The organism is Undibacterium sp. RTI2.2, assembly GCF_035018705.1.
In the GTDB taxonomy this organism is placed as follows: domain Bacteria; phylum Pseudomonadota; class Gammaproteobacteria; order Burkholderiales; family Burkholderiaceae_D; genus Undibacterium.
This window is the reverse complement of the sequence record NZ_JASJXN010000055.1, coordinates 1-20,927: the sequence shown is the minus strand read 5'-3', so window position 1 is coordinate 20,927 and position 20,927 is coordinate 1. Positions and strand designations below refer to the sequence as shown.

27 protein-coding genes and 1 pseudogene are annotated in these 20,927 nt (G+C 43.9%); 5 read left to right on the top strand and 23 right to left on the bottom strand.

The window, feature by feature from the left end:
* The 4 genes and pseudogenes from istA to QN395_RS19440 all read left to right on the top strand — a co-directional run.
* Positions 1-1,047, top strand: a 1,047-nt coding sequence (istA, locus tag QN395_RS19455; protein ID WP_323492724.1) for an IS21 family transposase, incomplete at its 5' end; no start/stop codon positions are given.
* Positions 1,040-1,870 (top strand): annotated as a pseudogene (gene istB, locus QN395_RS19450) (IS21-like element helper ATPase IstB). The gene istA and the pseudogene istB, both read left to right, overlap by 8 nt.
* Positions 1,871-2,266: 396 nt before the next feature.
* Positions 2,267-3,502 carry a DUF1173 family protein gene (locus QN395_RS19445; protein ID WP_322121839.1) on the top strand — a complete coding sequence of 412 codons (1,236 nt, stop codon included), beginning with the start codon at positions 2,267-2,269 and terminating at the stop codon, positions 3,500-3,502.
* A gap of 58 nt (positions 3,503-3,560) precedes the next feature.
* Entirely contained in the window at positions 3,561-4,472 is a 912-nt protein-coding gene (locus QN395_RS19440; RefSeq protein ID WP_323492725.1) for a DNA/RNA non-specific endonuclease, read from the top strand.
* Positions 4,473-4,543: 71 nt separating this feature from the next.
* Here the strand turns inward: QN395_RS19440 and QN395_RS19435 are convergent, their stop codons facing one another.
* From QN395_RS19435 to QN395_RS19380, 13 genes are all read right to left on the bottom strand, one after another.
* Positions 4,544-5,296 carry a hypothetical protein gene (locus QN395_RS19435; protein WP_322121774.1) on the bottom strand — a complete coding sequence of 251 codons (753 nt, stop codon included), beginning with the start codon at positions 5,294-5,296 and terminating at the stop codon, positions 4,544-4,546.
* 78 nt (positions 5,297-5,374) lie between these two features.
* Positions 5,375-6,166 carry a DUF2491 family protein gene (locus QN395_RS19430; protein ID WP_322121775.1) on the bottom strand — a complete coding sequence of 264 codons (792 nt, stop codon included), beginning with the start codon at positions 6,164-6,166 and terminating at the stop codon, positions 5,375-5,377.
* Between the two features lie 36 nt (positions 6,167-6,202).
* Positions 6,203-7,042 (bottom strand): hypothetical protein, encoded by an 840-nt coding sequence (locus tag QN395_RS19425; RefSeq protein WP_322121776.1) that lies wholly within the window; start codon positions 7,040-7,042, stop codon positions 6,203-6,205.
* Positions 7,043-7,306: 264 nt separating this feature from the next.
* Positions 7,307-7,540 carry a hypothetical protein gene (locus QN395_RS19420; RefSeq protein WP_322121777.1) on the bottom strand — a complete coding sequence of 78 codons (234 nt, stop codon included), beginning with the start codon at positions 7,538-7,540 and terminating at the stop codon, positions 7,307-7,309.
* Positions 7,541-7,559: 19 nt separating this feature from the next.
* Complete coding sequence (locus QN395_RS19415) at positions 7,560-8,078, bottom strand: hypothetical protein (RefSeq protein ID WP_322121778.1); 519 nt, start codon at positions 8,076-8,078, stop codon at positions 7,560-7,562.
* A 173-nt stretch (positions 8,079-8,251) separates the two neighbouring features.
* Complete coding sequence (locus tag QN395_RS19410) at positions 8,252-8,563, bottom strand: hypothetical protein (protein ID WP_322121780.1); 312 nt, start codon at positions 8,561-8,563, stop codon at positions 8,252-8,254.
* Between the two features lie 12 nt (positions 8,564-8,575).
* Positions 8,576-8,758 (bottom strand): hypothetical protein, encoded by a 183-nt coding sequence (locus QN395_RS19405; protein ID WP_322121781.1) that lies wholly within the window; start codon positions 8,756-8,758, stop codon positions 8,576-8,578.
* 266 nt (positions 8,759-9,024) lie between these two features.
* Positions 9,025-9,273: a hypothetical protein gene (locus tag QN395_RS19400; RefSeq protein WP_323492726.1), complete on the bottom strand. Its 249-nt coding sequence runs from the start codon at positions 9,271-9,273 to the stop codon at positions 9,025-9,027.
* A 15-nt stretch (positions 9,274-9,288) separates the two neighbouring features.
* On the bottom strand, positions 9,289-9,477 hold the full coding sequence (locus tag QN395_RS21705) for an ATPase, T2SS/T4P/T4SS family (RefSeq protein ID WP_416352069.1): 189 nt from the start codon (positions 9,475-9,477) through the stop codon (positions 9,289-9,291).
* Positions 9,478-9,492: 15 nt separating this feature from the next.
* On the bottom strand, positions 9,493-9,699 hold the full coding sequence (locus tag QN395_RS19395; RefSeq protein ID WP_323492727.1) for a hypothetical protein: 207 nt from the start codon (positions 9,697-9,699) through the stop codon (positions 9,493-9,495).
* A gap of 134 nt (positions 9,700-9,833) precedes the next feature.
* Complete coding sequence (locus tag QN395_RS19390) at positions 9,834-10,769, bottom strand: HaeIII family restriction endonuclease (protein WP_323492728.1); 936 nt, start codon at positions 10,767-10,769, stop codon at positions 9,834-9,836.
* A complete protein-coding gene (locus tag QN395_RS19385) occupies positions 10,766-11,830 on the bottom strand; it encodes a DNA cytosine methyltransferase (RefSeq protein WP_323492729.1) in 1,065 nt (354 codons plus the stop codon). The genes QN395_RS19390 and QN395_RS19385 overlap by 4 nt, the downstream gene beginning before the upstream one ends.
* 116 nt (positions 11,831-11,946) lie before the next feature.
* Positions 11,947-12,261, bottom strand: coding sequence for an XRE family transcriptional regulator (locus QN395_RS19380; RefSeq protein ID WP_323492730.1), 315 nt, complete (start codon positions 12,259-12,261; stop codon positions 11,947-11,949).
* 157 nt (positions 12,262-12,418) lie between these two features.
* Here QN395_RS19380 and QN395_RS19375 point away from each other — a divergent pair, with 157 nt between their 5' ends.
* Complete coding sequence (locus QN395_RS19375; RefSeq protein ID WP_323492731.1) at positions 12,419-13,441, top strand: IS1595 family transposase; 1,023 nt, start codon at positions 12,419-12,421, stop codon at positions 13,439-13,441.
* Positions 13,442-13,452: 11 nt separating this feature from the next.
* On the opposite strand, the gene QN395_RS19370 is transcribed toward QN395_RS19375, so the two are convergent.
* The 10 genes from QN395_RS19370 to QN395_RS19325 form a co-directional block, all read right to left on the bottom strand.
* On the bottom strand, positions 13,453-13,887 hold the full coding sequence (locus tag QN395_RS19370) for a hypothetical protein (protein WP_323492732.1): 435 nt from the start codon (positions 13,885-13,887) through the stop codon (positions 13,453-13,455).
* 51 nt (positions 13,888-13,938) lie between these two features.
* Complete coding sequence (locus QN395_RS19365; protein ID WP_323492733.1) at positions 13,939-14,268, bottom strand: hypothetical protein; 330 nt, start codon at positions 14,266-14,268, stop codon at positions 13,939-13,941.
* A gap of 377 nt (positions 14,269-14,645) precedes the next feature.
* Positions 14,646-15,116: a hypothetical protein gene (locus tag QN395_RS19360; RefSeq protein WP_322121787.1), complete on the bottom strand. Its 471-nt coding sequence runs from the start codon at positions 15,114-15,116 to the stop codon at positions 14,646-14,648.
* Positions 15,113-15,463, bottom strand: a complete 351-nt coding sequence (locus QN395_RS19355; protein WP_322121788.1) for a type II toxin-antitoxin system PemK/MazF family toxin — start codon at positions 15,461-15,463, stop codon at positions 15,113-15,115. Before QN395_RS19355 ends, QN395_RS19360 begins: the two co-directional genes overlap by 4 nt.
* Positions 15,463-15,711 carry an AbrB/MazE/SpoVT family DNA-binding domain-containing protein gene (locus tag QN395_RS19350; protein ID WP_322121789.1) on the bottom strand — a complete coding sequence of 83 codons (249 nt, stop codon included), beginning with the start codon at positions 15,709-15,711 and terminating at the stop codon, positions 15,463-15,465. The genes QN395_RS19355 and QN395_RS19350 overlap by 1 nt, the downstream gene beginning before the upstream one ends.
* Positions 15,712-16,146: 435 nt before the next feature.
* Positions 16,147-16,731, bottom strand: coding sequence for a phage protein NinX family protein (locus QN395_RS19345; RefSeq protein ID WP_322121791.1), 585 nt, complete (start codon positions 16,729-16,731; stop codon positions 16,147-16,149).
* A gap of 193 nt (positions 16,732-16,924) precedes the next feature.
* Entirely contained in the window at positions 16,925-17,272 is a 348-nt protein-coding gene (locus QN395_RS19340; protein WP_323492734.1) for a hypothetical protein, read from the bottom strand.
* Positions 17,273-17,749: 477 nt separating this feature from the next.
* Positions 17,750-18,223: a hypothetical protein gene (locus tag QN395_RS19335; protein ID WP_323493125.1), complete on the bottom strand. Its 474-nt coding sequence runs from the start codon at positions 18,221-18,223 to the stop codon at positions 17,750-17,752.
* Between the two features lie 586 nt (positions 18,224-18,809).
* On the bottom strand, positions 18,810-19,925 hold the full coding sequence (locus QN395_RS19330; protein WP_323492736.1) for a hypothetical protein: 1,116 nt from the start codon (positions 19,923-19,925) through the stop codon (positions 18,810-18,812).
* 114 nt (positions 19,926-20,039) lie between these two features.
* The gene (locus QN395_RS19325; protein WP_323492737.1) at positions 20,040-20,816 is read right to left on the bottom strand and encodes an ATP-binding protein; all 777 of its coding nucleotides are present in this window, start codon (positions 20,814-20,816) and stop codon (positions 20,040-20,042) included.
* Positions 20,817-20,927 lie beyond the last annotated feature (111 nt).

The window sequence follows — 20,927 nt, the reverse complement described above, 5'->3', positions numbered from 1 at the left end:
GCGCATACCAAGCTTTGCGCTAGTCGAGCTTTTTGGTTAGTCGCCTATCCCACACAAAGTCATGAAATGCTATTCGAGGCCCATACCCGTGCCTTCACCGCCATGGGTGGGATTGCCCGACGCGGGATCTACGACAATATGAAGACGGCGGTAGACAAAGTCATGAAGGGTAAAGGACGTATCGTCAATGCGCGCTTTTTTGCAATGACGGCGCATTACCTGTTTGATCCTGACTTCTGTAATGTCGCCTCTGGCTGGGAGAAAGGGATTGTTGAGAAGAATGTACAGGATAGTCGCCGCCGTGTTTGGCATGAGGCTAGGCAGGAACGTTTCGGCAGCTTTGCCGAACTCAATGCTTGGTTGGCCGTGCAGTGCAAACGGCTGTGGAGCGAGTGCCGCCACCCAGACTACCCTGACTTAACGGTCGCCGATGTACTTGAGCATGAGCAAGCCCAACTGATGCCCATGCCAACGCCGTTTGATGGCTATGTTGAGTTAGTGGCGCGGGTCTCTTCCACATGCTTAGTCCACGTTCACCGTAATCGTTACTCGGTACCTTGTTACCTAGCCAATCACATGGTCAGTGTGCATCTCTACTCCGAGCAGGTCGCCATTTATGCAGATCAGGAGCGCGTGGCTTACCATCTGCGCGTGTTCGGGCGAGATCAAACCTGCTATGACTGGCAGCACTACATCCTGCTGGCAGAGCGGAAACCAGGTGTCTTACGGAATGGCGCTCCATTTGCGTTGATGCCTGAACCACTCATCAAACTACAAGCGATTCTGATGCGACGTTCAGGCGGCGATCGGGTCATGGCACAAGTCCTCGCTGCGATACCACATCATGGATTGGAAACGGTCATCGTGGCTGTTGAGTTGGTACTGGAATCAGGCGTTGCCAGTGTCGAACACATCACCAATGTACTAGTCCGATTACATCAGGTTGAGCGCCCAGATCCGGTGGTCACCACTTTGCAATTAAATGAAGAACCCGTGGCTGATGCTAGCCGCTATGACAGCTTACATCAGGAGATCAATCATGTTTAACATCATCACAGAACTTAAAACCCTCAAGTTGTATGGCATGGCAATCGCCTATGCGGATTTAACGGCGCAAAGCACGGCGTCTGTCAGCGCATCGGAATGGTTGATTCAGCATTTACTGGAAGCTGAATCCACGGATCGTGGTATGCGCTCTATCCGATATCAACTGCATGTGGCGAAGTTTCCGATTCACCGTAGTTTGGCGGACTTCGATTTCAGTCAATCCAAAGTCGATCAGAAACTCATTGAGCAGCTAGCTTCGTTGAGCTTCACTGAGGCTGCACATAATGTCGTGCTCATTGGTGGAACGGGCACAGGTAAAAGTCATCTGGCGACAGCACTAGCTGTGTCCGGAATTACGCGTCACGGCAAACGTGTACGTTTCTTCTCCACCATTGAATTAGTCAACGCGCTGGAATTAGAAAAAGCGGCAGGCAAGCAAGGACGTTTGGCATTAAGTTTAATGCAGATGGATTTGGTGATCTTAGATGAACTAGGCTATCTGCCATTCTCACAAGCCGGTGGTGCTTTGTTATTCCACTTGCTGTCCAAGCTCTACGAGCGCACCAGCGTAGTGATAACCACCAATCTAACATTCTCAGAATAGAGTAGCGTGTTTGGCGACGCCAAATTAACGACGGCGCTATTAGATCGACTCACGCATCATTGCCACATTATTGAAACAGGCAATGATTCCTATCGATTCAAACACAGCAGCGCAACCGCCAAAATGCGCATCAAATCACGAGAGAAAATCAGAGAAATGAACAAAGCCGACATCGAAGTACCGCAAGAGATACAAGGCACGACAGAAGATGAAATCTAGGTTGTTCTGTTAACTGATGAGGGGGGGCTCCGCTGCGCTCCGCAAAACCCGAAAAAGAAAAGACTTAAGTTCAACAACAAACCAAACCTAAGGAGACTTACATGGCTACTTAAATCATCGACAAATGCCAAAGTAAATTATATGATCAGTAACTAAGTGCCTGGTCAATATTCAATGCGCAAGGCTGGTCAAATTTGAGTGCGCGCCAACAGGCTAGCCTTTTGACGATGTGAGTTTCCTCACTATGATGTCTGACAAAATACCAAATCTTGCGTAAATTTGCAACAAATTAAACGCCCCGTGAATCAAAAACGATAAGAAGAGCAATTAAATGGTCTTTTCGGACATGGGTTCGTTTAATCAACGTCAAAATGATGGTCATATTAGGAGTATTTGATGTCTCAGGCTTTTACATTTTTTGTTGATATTGGTGGAACACAATTTTCTCAGTCGAGTGGTAATCGGCTTCAAGAAGCGCTTCAGATCGCGCACCGGCAAGGTCGCTCTTTTTGTCTGTGTTGCACTGGAAAACAGATTCCTTTAGTCGTCAAACGCTACAACAAAGACAATGTTGTGCCGCACTATGGTCTTGCTAGATGGCCCGAGACAGGGTTGGATCACGACGCGGATTGCTATTTTTTTGGTGAGGATACTGAGAGTCAAGAATCATCAACCAATCTCCCTGCGTTTGAAGAACTGGCCAATGGTCAAAGCCGCGCCTATTTGTCGATTGCTCTCAACATCATTGAACGCAATATGCAGGCCATTGCTTTAAAGAAAACGCAACCACCTGCCCCTGGTAATAAACGCGACAGAGCCAATGAAGTTACCCTACTTCTCAAGCTTTGGCGCTTGGCAGGCCTGAACATTTATCGCGGTCAAGATCGTAAATGGTATCAGGCAACCTTTAATTTGCTTAAAGCGGCAAAGCAAATCGTCATTAACAAGGAGGGAGAAACACTTGATCAGTATTTATTAGTGGGATCGGCCAACGGAGATAAATTGGCGTTTGAACATAATCACCACGTACTCGATCATGCAAAGAAAAAATACACTCGCCTCTTTGTGATTGGTCGGCTTAAAGCGTATGGCCGGGACAAAAGCCGCCAAATGCTCCAATTCAAAGATTTTCATGGCTTACCGAGAATAGCCGTCAAACTAGATCAGCTTGACGCCTTCCTGCAGGACAAACCCTTTTATCAAGAACTACTGAATAAAGAGGAAGGTCATGTCATTGCAATTGCTTGTATAGAACCCAGCACAAAAGAATGGTGGTCTGTTCTTCATCTCAATGGGATTAGTACCAGCACTCAGATGGTTCCCGTTGAGAAATCGGAAGAATTGCTGTTTGAAGCCTATCTAAGTTCCCTTAAAAGAAAATTTATTAAGCCCTTAGCACACGATGGCAGTACCCAATATCTGCAAAGGTCAGAATTTATATTATTGGATACCCCCACGCGTACTTATTGTGAGGTGTTTGATTCCACTGCGTTACCAGCTACATCTGATCTGGCTGAGAGAAGTTCAAAACATAGGAGTAAGGGTCAAGAGTATCTGACATGGATTAACGCGCCAGGATCGGCCTACCCTGCTTTACCTGCGTCAAACAAAATCGGATTTTTAGAAACTTGACAGCGATACCTTTGATGGGACACTGGAACTGTTCCAATAACTTTTATAGGTATTTAATATGTTTAAAAAATGGATTCATTCGTTTCTATTATTCTCCGCATTTGCCGCGGTTACCAACGTCGATGCAAAGGATTGTTCAACACAGTTTTTTAACGGCAAGGCACCCGTTGCGACGACTACTCATTTTAACGAACGTACCACTTCGTTGTGTTTTGAGGAATATGCTTTGATGTACTCTGGCGTGACCAAAACACCGCTCTGGACGGCTGAGTTTCTAACGAATAACCGTATTAAAGAGGCGCGCAAATTAAAACGGCAGGATAGCTTTCACGAAGAAGAGCAAATTCCCAATGCGGATCGCTCCTACTTGAAAGACTATAAAGGATCAACAAAGAATGTCGATATCGACCACTCAATCGACCGGGGCCACATGAGTCCAAACAGCGACTTTAGCCCTTACACAGCTCAATTCGAATCGTTTTCACTTGCCAATATCATTCCGCAAAATTCGGATAATAACCAAAACCTGCACGAAGGTATTGAATCAGCCACCAGAAAATTAGCAACGCAGCGCGAAAGATTGTATGTCATCACAGGACCGATCTTTGATACAACAGCGAATAAGCTCAATGGCCGCGTTGTCATACCGACCCGCATCTTTAAAGCGATAGTCGATCCTTCCAGACATGAAGCGGCAGCGTATTTGACGTATAACAAGCCAGGTATGGACTATCAAGTCGTCTCCATCGCCGAGCTAGAGCGGATTGTGGGCTTTGATCTTTTCCCTGATTTGCCATCCTCAATCAAAAATTCAACAATGCAATTACCTGAACCTACGCCTTATAAACAACATTCCGGCAAGGACCGTTCTGAACAATATCATTCAAAGCATGCGTCGAATGAACAGACAAGTTTCTCATCGACCCCCTTACGTAACTTTGGTAAATCTTTGCAATATCTTTTTAAGTAGGCCACTAACAAAAAGTGCTCCAGCAAGGATTTCCGCTGGAGCACTTTTTGGTCATTAAATTTGCTTTTGGCTTAAGACGCTTTTGACGAAAGACGCTTGAGACGATCAACTACCGATTCCGTTGCACCACCTGTCATTGACACAGAGTGACGAATATCTTCAATTTCTTTTGCGTCATCTAATGGTTTTTGCTTGATGTCGGCAACAATTCGCATACCAGCAGCTTCACTACTTACCGCTTGTGCTTTCTTGGTTAGTGCAGCCATTGCCGATGAATGGCTGGCTATCCCGTTCAAGCCATCGAGTTCAGCCTGACGCTGTAAACGTAACGCCTGCAAATCCTTTTGCGCTTGGGCTGAAGCAAGAACTTGCATATTCTTTTTGGCTTGAGCATCAAAGTCAGACAAGCTTTTAGAAAATGCATCAACGACCTGCTGCAGCTGATCCAGATATTCTTTTGCATCAGCCTCTTCTTGTATTTCTTGTGGCAAGCGGGCTTTTTCTCCTTCTAATTCATCACAAAACTTTGATACGGCAGATTCAGAAATGGAACCGGCGGCCAACCGATCGCCTAAAGATTCTGCGACTTTTTCGTCATTGGCTATCAGGGCGCGAAGCTTAACGACATCATCGTGTTCTTTATTAAAAGCGTTGCGCGCTGTCGCCAACTTTTGAGCTGTATCCATTAATGTTTCATTTAGACGATCACGGTCCGCTTCGGTCGCAGTCTCAGGATCCCATGCAGCGATTGTTTCCGAAAGTTTGTCGCCCACTGCACTGAAATGTTTACTTAACAAATTTGCTGTTAATCCCCATCCACTCATTTTTCGCTCCCGTTTCTATGTTATCGCTGCACATGCAGCTTTCAAAATATTAGTCGTGATTGTGTACTAATACAAAACCTACTGAATAGTGATGCGCTCTTTTTCGATTAAGATACCCACCATAAAATCAACGAAGATGCTTCGCTTACTGTTGTCGCCATCGTGACTTTTAACAACTGATGTAGTGATCAACAAAAATTCTTGAGATCCGTCAGACAGTGATCGTACATACGGAACAAACCAAATGTCCTGTTCTTGGCCATGGACTCCCTGTGCATCATCAATTCTTATTTCTGATCCATTAAATGGAGGAACATAATCTCCATCTCCGGTGTCGCGAATATAATCGAGTTGTTCGTTATCCCCAAATACCGGAGTCAAAACGGTGTCAGCAAACCCGTACTCTGAGAGTTGGTCTCGCCACAACGTATATGTCTTTTGTCCCAACCCTTCACCATTTTCTCCTGTGAACGCTTGTTGATCTTCAACTGTTTCTGGTATGAATCTGACGAGTCTGGAACAGTACATCAGTTCAACGATGTCGCCTTGATCATTTTGAACTACTTGGATAAATTTCTCTGACTCTTCTCCATCATCACCAACTGAAAGATAGTAACGATAGATATCCCCTGGATAATCCAGTTTTACATGTGCAATGGCCCGTATCACCGTATCGTCTTCAGTTGGACCACTAACTAGAGAACCCGCTCCGGACGCCCGGATGAAGGGGGATATTTGTAGTTGAACAAGTGATCCGATTTTGGCTTTTAGCGGCAAACCGTCATCAGACCGCTGCTGCTTTTTTAGAGAGTCGATACCGTGATTTGCAGCCGCGCCTTTAAAATAACGCAATGAGTCTGTCCAGCCCATAATCTTCCTTAATTAAAAAAGAGTAATTCCGCAGAATTAGTTCAACGAATAGTGATTGGTCTTTTCGGCCGACAATTTCTTCTTAAAAAATAATTTCCATGTAATCCAAACCAGTAGCAAGATCATTGATAGCCAAAATAAGAATCTAAACAACTTCATCAGAAAAGAAGGTTGTTCGGTTCCAATGGAACTCTGACTTACGTTATCAGGAGATAGCCCTTTTGCAGAAATATTTCCCCCTGATGATTTTTCAAAGGAAACGTCGTTATCTCTCTGGCGTGAATATCCTGAATCGTGATTCATTGACCTGCCCAACATAAAGCCCATCAAACCACTACTCCAAGAGAAACCGCCGTTGTTGCCATAATTCGAACTAGGCACTTGGACGATTACTGGTGCTTGATAGGACGCTGTTGGGGTCGAGGGTAAAGCAGCGGATGGGGTAAAGCTATTGTCCTGGGACGATCGTCCAAAACCAGTAGGCTGAGCCGAGGCGTTGCTTGACAGGGGCGCAGCAGTCTTAGCAGCATTTCGGGCATCTAAGGTTTTTAATGCATTCGCTTGGGAGGCATTTTTATCTAGTCCGATTGAAAGAGCTGATTGATTTGTTTTGGGCTGTGAACTCGGTGTTGTTCCTGATGTACTTTGGGTTGATGCGTTTTCGGATTTGGTAGCGTTTCCGAAAGAGCCAAACCCTGTAGGTTTAGTCGATGTCGCGCTTGATGAAGAAGGATTTGATGGTGCTGATTTCGCGGGAGTAGATTTAGTGCTGCCTGAGAATCCTCCACTCATTGAATGCGAAGAGCTACTTTTTCCAAAAGAGGAAATAGTAACTGCCAGCATTGAAATGACTAATAAACATTTTAATTTTTCCAATCTAGACTCCCAGTCTTTAAATAATAGGTTTTAATACGAACCCACAGCTAAACACCTTACGGCTCAACTGATAAATTCCAATAACTCGGAATTGGAGCACCATATGCTTTTTGAAATAAACGTAAATTCTTCGCCGTCGCTGATGCGACGATAAAGAACCCTTTTTGACACGACTGTCTCAACAGGAGACTCAAAACTGTACGGTTCGGTTGCCATCATTTTTCCTTTGGCATTAAGCAAGTCTACGTTTGAGAATTTTTGGATTCAAAATAGCCTCTTCACTTTTGGTGCGACCTCTAGCATTCCTGGTGTTTCCCATTTTCCAAAATTAGAAGCAACCAACAACTTCCATGCACTCCAAAGCGAAGCCAGTGAAGCATTTTGAACTTCGTCTTTGGTTTGACCCTTATTAATCATTCGACGCACCGTCTCGGAAATCGCATCGTTAGCTTCATAAAATTCATGTTCTGAAAAATGAACCGGTTTATTGTTGAGCATTTTTTATTATTCCTTCACCTTAATCGACAAATACGTGCGTCATTACGTCAAACTTGTTTTCGAGTACGAACTCGTGGATAGAATCTCCAACCACAGTATCGGTGAAGCCCCACTTAATGCCATCGCCTACCACTTTTGATGGAAGCATGTTGAACAGTCTACGCACTTGCTCATCGGTTGGAACGCGGTCACAGATGTGGTTCAGAACATCATGTAGAGAATCAAATTCGCCGGATTCCGGGTCAGTTGACATCCAGTACGCTTCACGCACGGCTGCAGTTCGCCGGTCGTACTTAATTTGTTCAATTTGCTCGCGATCAGAATTCGCTTGTTTTTCTGCTTCGGTTGGAAACCAGTGTTTTTCTGCCTCTTCGTAGGAGATACTGCGACTTGCAGCGTCTGACGTGATCAGCATACTGCGGCCACGGCGACTGGAACCAATACACAGGGTGTGCTTGTTATCTGCATCGCTGCGTACGAAGATATTGGCAGCGCTTGCAGTGGCGTTAAATTTGATACTTGAATTGTCGTTGCTCATGACATTCCTCGGTTAAACTTTAACTTCACCTAGTCCGATTCCCTGCAAGTTCAACAGAGATTTCTTGTGCTTTGCGTATAAATACATGCAATTTAAGGTGGTACGTTTACCACCTATCGAGTTTTCGGATACATTCGCAATTAAGGATATCGTTGTCATAGCTTTTGTCCTTCCTAGATTTCGCCAGATTCAACAAAACGCTGTAAGTGCGGCAATAGCTCCACAACCTGCTCTTTAGTCAAATGCATTTTAGTGGTAAGTGACACCTCTTGCGGTATCGGGAATTCGACCCAGCCTGTACCGTCGCCAGCATCAAGACCGTGCGCGGCAGCTTGTGATGCCTTGATCTTAGGCGATGCGTTATTAACCCCAAGCCAAACTGCATCTTCGGTTGCAAGACTGCTTTTTTGCAGGCTGCAAGCGGCTCCGTATCTGTCTACGAAATCAATCTTTGCAAATCCGCGTGGCGTTCTTGTAGTTTTCAAAATTTTCCTCGGTTAGAACTGACCATTGAATGCAGCTTCAGCATCATCGGCAGCTTGTTGGTAATCATTACCAAAACCCCACGCCGTCTCACCACTTGAGGTTTTTAGACAGACAGCTTTTTCGCCGCCGTGATCTTCGTTTTCAATCGGGATTTCATACGTCTTCACAATCGTCAACCCGTTTGAAATATTCAATTTTGTTTCCACAATTTTCCTTTTGGTTTCCTACTGTTCGATGCGGTGCGAAGAGGGTGACCGATGTACAGTATCAGGTCGCATCATAAGTGCCCATGCAGTTTCTTGACAGCGAGGACACTCCCACTCAATTCGACTCAGCGAGGCATTACCATCAAACCTTGGAAACGATTCGCTTTCCTTGTACGGGATGTTTTTTCGTGATGCATGACCGATCATCTTACAAAGCAGTTTGCTTAAAAAATTAGGCACTATTTTTCCTTTGCTTACTTTATTCCACGCCGAGCTAACTCTGCATCAGTTTCGGCATTACGTTTGTTGATCGCAGCAATCCATTCCCAACGACTCATTGAATCACGGTTAATAAATTTTGCAAGTTCTTGAGGATTGCGCTTGAATGCTGCATCAAGTTGCTCTTTACTCCAGTACGACATTGGACGATGGATGTAATCATCTGCAAACCAATATATGACCCCCGCAACAACAAGCACTGCAATTAACACAAACCATTCCATGATTTTCCCCGGTAATTATTCAAAAAAGCCTTCATGACCTGTATTAATCTTTATCAGGAATTCGGCTGTGTCTGTATTAGCCAATTCTCCGATGAAAACCTTTTTTGGCCTCATGCGCATAACCGTCCGCATCGACAAAGAAATTGTCTTTAGCAAGATGAATTTTTTTACGTAAAGAGTTCTTTTTTTACTTCTTACTTTCACTGATTTTCCTCTTCGTTATATGTCGCCGATTTTGGTAGCGAATCGACCTGCCTTGTAGGCTTGCCAGACCATCGGCCAGTATCCATTTCGGAGGCTAAAGCGCACCGACTGAGATACATCTTCTTGCGTTCGTTGCTTACCGATGTCCTTCGCTCCCAGATCGAATGCCCTGACTGAAACTGTCAGCAGTGATTCAAGAGTTGACTTGCAAGAGGAAGTCATCTTTTGTTTTTCCGTAGTCAAAAAGGTTGAATGACTCAAGCCGAAGGAACAAGACCCAATTCTCCGGAATTATGTAGCAGCCGCACAAAGCTTTTTCATTCAACAATCTTAATCCAGCATAATCAACAATTGCATTAAGCAACGTCTAGCGTTTGCTGATAAAACTGATCGGAAGGCAAGCTTAGTGCCTTGATCCCGAACTTTAATGAAGTATTTAATTTACTGTCTGCGTTGTGTATTCTGAAATTGATACTAAATCCATTATTAAATGCAATGGTTTTAGAATATTGTGTCCCATTCAGATTATCGATGGCTCTAATAACCGTCGGGAATTTTGCATACGGTCTAGTTAATTTCCTCCTGAAATTGACACATTGAATATCAACTGACGATTGATCTCGCCTCATTATTTTATAAAAGTCATGAGACCCAAAAAGGTAATTGATTAGTCTCTCGCAAAGCAGTGCATTTTGCTCTTGTGTTTCTCCATAACAGCGTAGAATTTCGGAAGCCCAAGCATTCAATACATTCCAATACACTTGTTCCTTGTTTGGTAGCTCGCGCCACGTTGGATTCACTTCATTAGCCACGATTTGCTTGATGCCTGAGAAAGCGTTATGAATTTCGTGCCAGTATGATTCACTACATCCACTTTCATTTAGACCCCATTCTTTAGCAAAATCCAAAACGTCTGACAATCTTGAATGCTTTAGGTCGGAATGATTGTTTTTGCAGGAAAATCCAATCTCGTTGGTTCCGTTTGAGATAATCAAATCTCTAACATCGCCACTTTGCCCAGCCGAATCTGACTGGAACCGAATAGCTCCGACACCCGAAGAAAAAAATTTTGCTTCCTTCTGAACAATGTGCCGGACTCCACGCTCTGCTGATTTATAAAACGATTGCTGATCACTAAGCTGCAATTCCGAAAAGTATTCACGCGGCTTTAGCGTGTGCTTATCTTCTATAATTTCGTAGGAGGAAATGTCTTTAAGTGCGCAAGCCACTGCCCATTCAAAAGCCTTTCCATTTCTGACGTGGTTGCCCTTCTCGTTATTACTTTCAGTCATTTCAATCCCAAATCATCCTTAATAGTTTTCGCTATCCAATACGCCAAATCAACAGGCACAGCGTTCCCTATCATCTTGTATGCATTACGCATGTGCGTATAAATAAATTCGTAATTGTCTGGGAACGTTTGAATTCTTGCACATTCCCGGATAGTTAAACGCCTGTACTTGTTTTCGTGACCTCGTACAAATTCTCGCATTTCCTGCCCTTCTACTTTCACCATTTTGGGCGCTTGAGGGTGAAATGGAATATGTCTATCAGTTGCTAAGATCGTGTACGACTGCTCATCCCATGCCCTTACGCGATTACGCGACATGAATATAGGGGAATAGCCGCTATCCATAAATTCATGGTTGTTAACTTTTTTAGTTGCACCAACCTTCAATTTAGCTAAATCACCAATCGCATCGCGCAATGTGGTTTTTGTTTTAAGAGGCTCAGGAAATTTGAAGATTTTGTTGAGTGATTGGTGATACCCAACGATAAAAACGCGCTCCCTATCTTGCGGAACGCCGTAATCACTAGCCTTTAATAACTTCCAGCTAACAACATAGCCCTCGCATTCGAACAGATCAATGATCTTCCTGAACGAGTCTATATTCCGCTTATGAATCAACCCGTGAACATTCTCAGCGACAAAAAAAGTAGGCTTTGTGCGACGGATGACACGCAAATATTCAAAAAATAGTTCCCCTCTAGGATCGTCAATTCCACGACGCGCGCCTGCCTCCGACCATGATTGACAAGGAGGTCCACCTATAACGCCCGTAACAGTTTCGGGTAAATCGGTATCTGGAATATCTCGAATTGAACGCCCATCAAACTTGGTCTTAGGAAAATATTTTTGATAGGAAGGAGCAATGGTTTTATCGTATTCGTTTGCCCATACTGTTTTGAAGCCTGCTTTTTCAAAACCAATATCCATACCACCAGCACCAGCAAAAAGTGATGCAAGTGACAATTGTTTCTTGGAAGTTTTCTTGATTTTTTCAGGCATTTCTGTTGGTGATCCGTAGCTCAAAGCTACATCACCCATCTTCTCTAGTCTCGCAATTTTCATGCTGTAACTCCAATCAAATATAAGGAAATACACCTCATAGTTTCTTTTTTAATTATTGCGTTAAACACTGTATATAAAAACAGTATTTAACGCAATATCATATTGCCATCACAAAGCTAAATTACTTCACTTTCGACATGTTTAGAAGTCAAATCCAAGTCGGCTTGCTTGCTTCCACCAAATCGCCCGATAGCAGCACCTCCACGCGGTTTTTTAGGCGCAATTTCAATTTCTTTCAACACAGTTCGAAAATCTATTTTTCGCTCACCCATTTCACCAAGCAGCGTCGATATAACAGCCAGATGCGATGGAACCTCGCCGCGTTTGGCGCAATTCGTCACTGACTTTTGGTTCATTTTTACCAACTCAGCAAACTCGCGAATATTCAGACCAGCCTTACCAAGCTGGCGACAAAATTCTTGATAGGTCATATTTCGGATCATATATGAAAATTATAGCACATACAATTATTTTAAAAAGACATATTTATATGTAATATAAAAATAAATTAATGTGTAATAGCTCTTGATAACACATAAATTTATGGCTATACTTAAACACATAAATCAATGTGCTTAAGGAATAAAAATGACTCAACACTTCCTACTCTCAGCAAAAGCTCGCACCCTGTCGGTGCGTCGCGTCTTCGAGATGAACGACGAACAGGCATTCAAGGTGTTCAAGAAAGTGCGCTGGGGCGACGGCAAGGTCGTGACATGCCCAGCTTGTGGTGTGGTGCATGAGCACTACTTCATTTCCACGCGCCGCCAATGGCGCTGCAAGGATTGCAACCACACGTTCAGCGTCACGTCCGGTACGATCTTCGCCTTTCACAAACTGCCGCTGAAGATGTATCTGGCGGCGATTGCGATCTACACCAATGCAGTGAAGGGCATTTCAGCCTTGCAAATGGGGCGCGATCTGGATGTCCAGTACAAGACCGCGTTTGTCTTGTGCCATAAAATCCGTGAGTCCTTAATTATGCAGCGCGATGCAGAACCACTCTCCGGCGAAATCCACATGGACGGTGCCTACGTCAACGGTCATATCCGCCCGAAAAATAAGAAAGAAGATCGGGTTGATCGCCGTTTGGCCGTCAATCAACGCCCTGACAAGCGCTGCGTGTTCGTGATGCGTCAGAAGGTCAATGTGATTAACGATATGATCCAAGGATCGAACAAAACAATCTCGTTCGTGATCAAGGCAGAGAACCAAGCCGATGTTGGCAAACTTGCCGACATGTACGTGCAGAAGGGTTCAGTTATCTGTGCTGATGAATCGACGGCTTACGATGGATTGCATGCGAAATTTGACACGCGCCGCGTGAATCACGGCATCGAGTATCGCAGTGATGAAGGCGTTACCAACAATCTGGCTGAATCGTACTTCTCGCGCTTTCGTCGCATGCAGTACGGTCAATGCCATAAGTTTGGCAATCTGTATCTGGCGAACTATGCCAATGAAGCGGCTTATCGGGAAGACACGCGCCGCATGAGCAACGGTGATATTTTTGATGATATTTCAAGGAAGTGCGCTACCACACCAACGAGCCGTGACTGGTGCGGTTACTGGCAGGGGAATAAACGTAATGCTGAACGGTTGGCTGCTTAAACTAGCAAGGCTTAGGCGATAATCCATTGCACGTAACCAAGCGCACCTCCAGCCTCTACCTGTCGCACCAAATGACCATCTTGCCGATGTAGCACGGCGATGACATTCTTTTGAATACGCGCTACCAGTGCGGGATTGGATTCAATATTTTTGGATTTCAATAGCCTGTCGGTAATTTCACGGCTACTTAACGGCTTGCCTTCCTCACGTAGAACATCCAACGTCATGCGTTGCGCCTCACCCTTTTTGAAGTAGGTATTGCGCTTGTTCGTGCGCTTGGCTTTAACGGTGCGTAGGTCAAATTCTGGTACAAATAACTTGATGCTGCCGTCAAGATGCGACAACGCGCCTTGCAGTCGGATGATTTCTGATTTGAATGAGGCGATTTGACCCGCGACTTCGGCACGCTTGGATACCAGCCCCGATACGATGTGAGATTCTGCCATTTGACGCTCCTAGAAAATGATGATTTACTAGGGCGATTATCCGTTTTTAACTCACGAAAAGCTTTGTGCGGTTGCTACATAATTCCGAGCCTTTTCATCGTCTTCAAAGAATCGTCCAAGGCCGGTACTTAACATTACTTCGAACTGACCAGTCGTCAGGATATTGCCGTCCATGATTATGTTGCCTATGCTCTGGTGCTTGTGGCGCATCAGTGAATGACCACAAGCGTGAACAAGCGGCGCAAGCTTTGCGTCGATGTCGGGCTGCATGTCTTCGGCAATAGCTTCATTCAGCACGAAGTCAATACCGTGTGGATTCTGTTCAAAACGGAACAGGAAGATCGACACGTCGTTGCCAGCAATATTTCTCATGTTCGCCATCACGAATCTTTTCCCTTTACTAAATGTGAAGTGGCGGTAGGCGATGAACCCTGCTGATAAATTTCGTCTCAGGTCATTTGGAAGCAAACCATTCGAGACAACGGGACAATCCCATTTGCCATACTTTATCTACGTTTAGCCGATCATCACTCGGCACTCACCACAGCAAGACATACTCGACTAACATTCCCTGCCATACAGCGCTTTCGCGGTGGCTCTAATGCAAGTACATCTTGCTTTGGTGACTGGTTACGCCAGTCAAGCGTATTCTTGCAAAAAATTAGATTTGTCAACCGCAACATCTTGCATATTTCTGCATTTGTCAACTAGCCAGCAGGGCGTAATGTATCCTAGAAGCCGAGCCTTAAATGTTGAAGCTATCTCCGCTGAGCCTTGTGTCCAGACCGCGTGGCATTAGCGATCTTCTGCGCGGTGATAGCTTCAGCCCACGATTTGAACACAGTTATAGGCACTTCCGAGTCTGGGTGGTACAGCAAATATGGGTACTCTTCGCGATCACTCTTACGTTCGACCGGAGCCGTCTCAACTCCATTTCCGACATCTGCCCGCACGAGTGCAAGAGCACCCCGTATCTCCGCGACATGTTCCTCAAGGGCCTCCTTCCAACGCACAGGAAGCTCAACATCAAGGGGCATCCTCTTGAGCACCATTCGTCGTATGGTTTCCAGCCGCAGCGTTACCTTCGATACACTCACACCGAAGTCCACGGATATTCTTCGGTGTGACATACCGTTTAGCGATGCCTCGAATATGTCGATAGCGGCCAGCATCTGCTCCTTGGAATCTCTGAAATTGGTCAGGCTTTGCCTCATGAATTTTTCCTTCATTCAAAAATAATTGCTTCAATACGAGCCGCCACATCATCCACAATATCTAGCGGCACAATCTCTTTAAACTTCGCCTTGCGAATCTTCCAGTCCAGCGACTTCATTTGATGGCAGTGAACAGCGCCTTGCGTGTCCAGCCCTAAGCCCATCAATGTAACCACTGTGCCGTGTGTTCTGGCAGTATCCGCCGCACCTTGCGAAATCGGACAAATCATCGCCAGGCCTCGCGCATTGAAAGCCTTCTGGCTAATGACAAGCCCGAAGTGATTGCCCTTCATTTCTTGACCGGAGGCTGGATCAAACAGCAAATGCACAATATCGCCACGGTTTGGAACATATGCTGCCACTAGAAACACTCCCTGCCAACTGGAACTAGGTTATCCCATCCTTCGACCATTGGCAGTTTCCCCGCTGGCATTTCAGCCATTAAATCTTCCAATTTATATCGCTTCTTTGTGGGCGCATCAATAGTCATCCTATTGCCTTCTAATGAAAGCTCTACTTGCGAACCATCTTGCAAGTGATTTTGCTCAATAAAAGCCTTTGGAACTGTCATCACCAGCGAACCGCCAGCACGTCTTAAAGTCTGTAACATATTACCTCCAACTGAATCATAAGTATTATTATAGTAGGACTTTAAGTATCACTCAAGTAGGATTTTCATTTTAAATTACTTCAGCAAACATCTCTTTAAGTTGATCAGGCTGAACCTCCAAATACGGCATAATGTGATCCAATTCTGGATGCCTACTGGTTTCGTTTGTAACACGTAGAAGGTGCCTGATTTGACCAGGCTTGAGTGTGGTTGCTTGCGCCATGTGATCCTCTGAATAAGATGAATTGAAATTGCGTTCAGAGTGAGAATCACAAAGACTCTTTTTCTATGGTATCACGAGTGTTTTAGCCACGTTCCCGGAAAAGCCGGAAAAACAACCTCTAGCCTGGTACCGGCCCGCCCGCACGCCAGCAAACCGAAAACCAATAGACGAAAAAAAACCACCTGGCCGCGAGGCGAGGTGGTTTAGTGGGATTAGAATGACGGAAAAATATAACCTAAATCAGGGTCAACTTCGTCCATCAGGAATTGATATGCTTCATCAATTGCTTCATCTTCAGTCTCGGTGATGATTGAAAAAGCTTCGGAGTCTTCAACGATGTATGATTTGAATTTAGCGTCGACTTTAGTCACTTCGTAGCCAAAGGAACGCAATATCTCAATCTTGCTTTTGCCAGTAAAATCATTGCTCTCTATAAGGCAATCGGGTACTTCTACTTCATCACCTAGAATCGACTCTACGCAACAACGGCATGCGGCGATGAGTGGTAAATTGCCGTAACCAAATGCCTCTGACTCATCCCTCAAAGGTGCAGGAGTCCAAGCAGCCCAACTATAACTTGTTTCGTTATCTCGATTTAAGCTGATCTCTTCACGCTGTATGATCGGCCCCATTAGCATCCAATCTTCGGAGTAGTCGGGTTTGTGCAATCCTTGAGCGTGCTGTTCAAGCACCCACTCTTTTACGCGGTCGCCATTATTTTGCAAATGTTGCAGTTCGCACTTTGCTACTGCCCAATTGAGTGGTGGCCCTATTAAGTCTGCTGTCTTGATTTTCATTACTTCTCTCCGTATAACAGAGGGAAATTTCCATGAAGAGAATTTCCCTCCATGGGTTTATGATCGCCTCGATTGAGGCGATTGATTGATTGGATCTATTCAGATACTCAGAACAGACTATTTTTCTTACAGTTGATTAGTTGATGGTGTAGATGAATTTATTCCTCCACCAAAACCATCGATATTCGACTTTTCATTGAAGCAAAGAGATGCATCCATCCATTAAATTTTTGATGTGCCAATCTGGTTGTTCATCAAAATAGACAGCTTTCACCTTATTAACGGCGTCATACACATCATCCCACTTAATTGAACGTGGTTTAATGAGGAAACAATCTGCTCGCCATTGAAAACTTTCTTTCTCTGAACCTTTACCTTCCCATTCTAAAAAACGTAAAGTTCCATATGAAAATTGAATGCCACTTAAATTGCACAAATTGTCTGATATTTGTTTGATCCGCTCTTCCAATATGATTTGAAGTTCGTCTTTAGTTCCATTGTCAAAGCGATTGTCAACAATTTGGGTAAATCGTATGCCCATTTTTTTCCAATTTCTTAAATAAAAACGGAGCATCCCCCAAGCGGGAGATGCATACCCGCTGGGTTGATTAATGCCTCGATTGAGGCGTTTGATTTGATTTAACTATTCAGGCGTTACTCTAAACAGACTACATTACCTTGCCATCCGAAATAAGGTCTATTCGATAGCCGTACGCCCATTTGCCGTTTGATAGCACTACACACAATCGGTCTTTGACAACATCATCAACAAAATCTACATTGACACCGTGTTTTTGACCTTTACTAGAACAAAGTTCTGTGCTGACAATTTGCGTTTGATTTGGATGTGTTAGTCCCCAGGAATCGCGGTGCAAAAAGCTTATCACCAACATTTATATTCGCCATAATGAATCCTTGATTGCTCTCAAGAATGCAATTAGCTCGAGGGTTGAACTGCACCACAAGACGTTTGATTGAACTACCGTTACTGGCGTTAATTGACTACTTTGCTTTTGTTTTAAAACGAACGGAACTCGCGAATAACTTCTGATGCAAATCCAAATTCTCCATATTCAATATTGGCGCGTACAACCGCTAGCAAAGCTTCCGTGGAATCGGACTGCCGCATGATTAATGCAATGGCGTCAGCTGGGCTGTCAAATTGACGACCTGCATCAAAGACGGGGGTAGCTTCTATTTCATCACCAATCATATTGTTTTCGTGGTCAGCGATGTATGCGGCAATACCCTCGTTTAAAAACTCTTTCTTAATTCGCCGAGCTTCGTCAACATTTGATGTTTTATTGTCGCATTGGCCTTCACCATGCCAGACGTAGTATTCCGTTTTTTCGATCTGCATGATTTCAATAGTCTCGAAGGATGCGAGATCTCCTCCCATCAAATTGTCGAGGGCGCTTTCAAGGCATTGCTCGGCTAGTGACTCATTTTCTGCTTCAACAGTAATTGCGACAGTGATTAAAAATTTAGACATCATATTCCTTAGAAAATAAGCGGAATATCCCCATGTGGGAGTACGATCCCGCAGGGTTGATTTGATTAACTCGAAAAGAGTTTATGTGATTTCAAAATTAATGTCGGCGACCGACAATTAAAATGATTGAGTAAAGCTCATCTATTTGCCTGGCATGGTTGCTATTGAAGTAATATTTTGAAAATACTGCATGAACCAGCTGCATTTATCATGAGAGAACGTGAAAAAATCTACTACGCAAATACGTAGTAGATCAAATTTTCAACGTTGTAATAACAGGCAAAAAAGCCAATAAATAAACAGGCTAAAGCCTCTAATTGAAGTTGCTGGCTTGGATGCTAGCAATAATGTTATTTACCAAGAATGAATTAATTCTGGAAAATATAAAACGATGCAAGTTACCTTGCTTGAGTCTTTCTATTATAGTCCAGGAATATTAGATAAGTAGAAATGTGGACGAAAAAAAACCTCCCAAATTGATTTTAGGAGGTTTTCGGGTATAAATTCGCAATATGCTTTTGGTCTGACTTTGCAACAACTTACAGACAAATATAAGTAGACCTTTCGGCCTACTGACGTGCATTTGTTAGTAAATTGGTGTGTTAATCGATAAAAATTCACCATCGCTCCAAGGTTTTTTTGTAATTACGTAAAAAATCCGATTCACAAAGTGCTTTCCATTGACGATCGCATTTCCTGCGTCATTGTTTTGACTTATTACGGTCCATACACAGTTCGGATTAGCAGCTTGAACTACCGCCAGGTCGTCACCATAAATTGCAAATCCCCGACTAACACCATCAACATCACAAAGACAGGTATCTGGATTCGGGTTAGCAAGAGGCTGGTACTCTTTGATAAACGATTCAAAATCAAGATTGGTAGAAGATCCATTACGGTCTTGCACCTGAGTATCGGATACCAACACCACTTCAGAAATAAACGAAGAAATAATATTCATGTTGACCGTTAACTTCTGATGTTTCATGAATGTTTGCAGGATCTTTTCCAAACTGTCACATTGGATATTTTTTTGGTCGTTAATAGAAATAACTGAAACAGAGTTTTGGCAATTTGGTGCTAAGTGCAACTCTGCGTTATATGCTGCCTTTTGGATACTGACACTTGCGGCTTCGCCTAATAACTGTGCCCGCAAATTGTGCAAAAGGTTGATGTCTCTTTCGAAGTCACCTTCAAGAAATGACCCATATTCATCTTCATAATCCGAAGCTTGACCCAAAGCGGTTCCAACATGGTTCGATTGCCCTAGATATAGAGTGTGAACTCCAGATGTAGCATTAGTCATGGTAGCAATACTCGGATTGGTGATGACAAATGGTTGATCGTTGATACGAAGTATAAGCTGATCAACTATATGTACATCTCCGAAAACATAATAACCACTGAAGTAGCCAGAAACTTTGGTTTCATCACTAAGCACCAATGTCGCGTTATCAAGGTTTATGGCTTTAGACTGGTACAGCCAATGGCCTTCGTCCAATTGTGGGTTTTGAATAAACAACCACCCTTTTTCGTAGATGAGCGACTGTATTACCATCGACAGTCCATGGTGATCATCAATGCTGTCGCCTAGGTTATAAATAAGCGTTAATCGACCGCTGTCGATGTCTTCCATATTGACGAGATCTACCTCGCGTGAATGACCACGAGCCGAAATAAGAGTGCTCGGTTCACCATGCATCGTCCTAACGATTTCCTTTGGCAAAAATGGTACATCATTTAACAAAGCTTGTTGACCATAAAAACTAAGCACTTCAAAGTAATCAACAAAATCACGCGGAGCTAGCGTTTCCTTTCAATGGTGTAGTTTGGATATCCAGCCCTCTTTTATACTCGCCGTGATCCGATCTACTTGTTTTTCCGAATCATAAAGTGCATGACGATCCGGCATACGGACAGTGAAACTCGCATCGAGATGAACTACATTGTCGCATCGTGTTCTTGGTGAGAGAGGATTTTGAATCGGCAAACCCTGAACATAGAATTGGGTGTATTCCGGGTTCCTATGATTGAACTCTGCAATTCCAATTGTTAGTGCTAATGATTCCTTTAATTGGTCTATGGCATGAGGACGATCAATTATTTTGTCATTCCAATGGACTGGTATTGCAAATCCCTTTGAATAGGTCGTGACCGCACTCAAAGTTTCTTCAGCACTTAACTTAAAATTTACCAAAGTAATTCGCGTGTGACCGATGTAATCACTGGTTGTCACTTCCGCTGGCTCCATCGCGATCACTTTTTCAGCTATGAGCTTGCACTGATGACCGCGTGATTCAATGATGATTTCATCAGCGGCATACAGTGTGCTTAAAAATCCTAATCCAAATGGATTGTCTGCCAATTGGGTTTCTTCATCCCACCCTGATTCACTATTGTGAAGCAGGTTTTGGAAGTTTTGAATACCAACACCATCGTCTTCAACGATCAAATTCGAAGAATTCTCAGACATCATAAAACGAATGTGCTTCGCTCCTGCACGACGGGCGTTTTGCATTAATTCCGCTAAGACCTTTGTGGAATCGACAAAAATGAGTTTGAGATTTTTGTACAGCTTGGTTTCATTCGTCATAAGACGAATACTTTTCACTGACTGAGCAGATTCATGTTGGCGCGCACTCAATATTGACCAGATAAACGCAGTTATACGCACTGAATATTGACCAGGTAAATTAACCTATCC

Bases quoted from the DNA above. Each gene is read 5' to 3' on its own strand.
- QN395_RS19440 (WP_323492725.1), top strand. From the start codon at position 3,561: ATGTTTAAAAAATGGATTCATTCGTTTCTATTATTCTCCGCATTTGCC.
- QN395_RS19430 (WP_322121775.1), bottom strand. From the start codon at position 6,166: ATGGGCTGGACAGACTCATTGCGTTATTTTAAAGGCGCGGCTGCAAAT.
- QN395_RS19360 (WP_322121787.1), bottom strand. From the start codon at position 15,116: ATGAAGGAAAAATTCATGAGGCAAAGCCTGACCAATTTCAGAGATTCC.
- QN395_RS19400 (WP_323492726.1), bottom strand. From the start codon at position 9,273: ATGGAATGGTTTGTGTTAATTGCAGTGCTTGTTGTTGCGGGGGTCATA.
- QN395_RS19420 (WP_322121777.1), bottom strand. From the start codon at position 7,540: ATGCTCAACAATAAACCGGTTCATTTTTCAGAACATGAATTTTATGAA.
- QN395_RS19395 (WP_323492727.1), bottom strand. From the start codon at position 9,699: ATGACTTCCTCTTGCAAGTCAACTCTTGAATCACTGCTGACAGTTTCA.
- QN395_RS19435 (WP_322121774.1), bottom strand. From the start codon at position 5,296: ATGAGTGGATGGGGATTAACAGCAAATTTGTTAAGTAAACATTTCAGT.
- QN395_RS19445 (WP_322121839.1), top strand. From the start codon at position 2,267: ATGTCTCAGGCTTTTACATTTTTTGTTGATATTGGTGGAACACAATTT.
- QN395_RS19370 (WP_323492732.1), bottom strand. From the start codon at position 13,887: ATGGCAGAATCTCACATCGTATCGGGGCTGGTATCCAAGCGTGCCGAA.
- QN395_RS19335 (WP_323493125.1), bottom strand. From the start codon at position 18,223: ATGTCTAAATTTTTAATCACTGTCGCAATTACTGTTGAAGCAGAAAAT.
- QN395_RS19325 (WP_323492737.1), bottom strand. From the start codon at position 20,816: ATGACGAATGAAACCAAGCTGTACAAAAATCTCAAACTCATTTTTGTC.
- QN395_RS19340 (WP_323492734.1), bottom strand. From the start codon at position 17,272: ATGGGCATACGATTTACCCAAATTGTTGACAATCGCTTTGACAATGGA.
- QN395_RS19350 (WP_322121789.1), bottom strand. From the start codon at position 15,711: ATGTTACAGACTTTAAGACGTGCTGGCGGTTCGCTGGTGATGACAGTT.
- QN395_RS19375 (WP_323492731.1), top strand. From the start codon at position 12,419: ATGACTCAACACTTCCTACTCTCAGCAAAAGCTCGCACCCTGTCGGTG.
- QN395_RS19365 (WP_323492733.1), bottom strand. From the start codon at position 14,268: ATGGCGAACATGAGAAATATTGCTGGCAACGACGTGTCGATCTTCCTG.
- QN395_RS19415 (WP_322121778.1), bottom strand. From the start codon at position 8,078: ATGAGCAACGACAATTCAAGTATCAAATTTAACGCCACTGCAAGCGCT.
- QN395_RS19380 (WP_323492730.1), bottom strand. From the start codon at position 12,261: ATGACCTATCAAGAATTTTGTCGCCAGCTTGGTAAGGCTGGTCTGAAT.
- QN395_RS19345 (WP_322121791.1), bottom strand. From the start codon at position 16,731: ATGAAAATCAAGACAGCAGACTTAATAGGGCCACCACTCAATTGGGCA.
- QN395_RS19390 (WP_323492728.1), bottom strand. From the start codon at position 10,769: ATGACTGAAAGTAATAACGAGAAGGGCAACCACGTCAGAAATGGAAAG.
- QN395_RS19330 (WP_323492736.1), bottom strand. From the start codon at position 19,925: ATGCATGGTGAACCGAGCACTCTTATTTCGGCTCGTGGTCATTCACGC.
- QN395_RS19385 (WP_323492729.1), bottom strand. From the start codon at position 11,830: ATGAAAATTGCGAGACTAGAGAAGATGGGTGATGTAGCTTTGAGCTAC.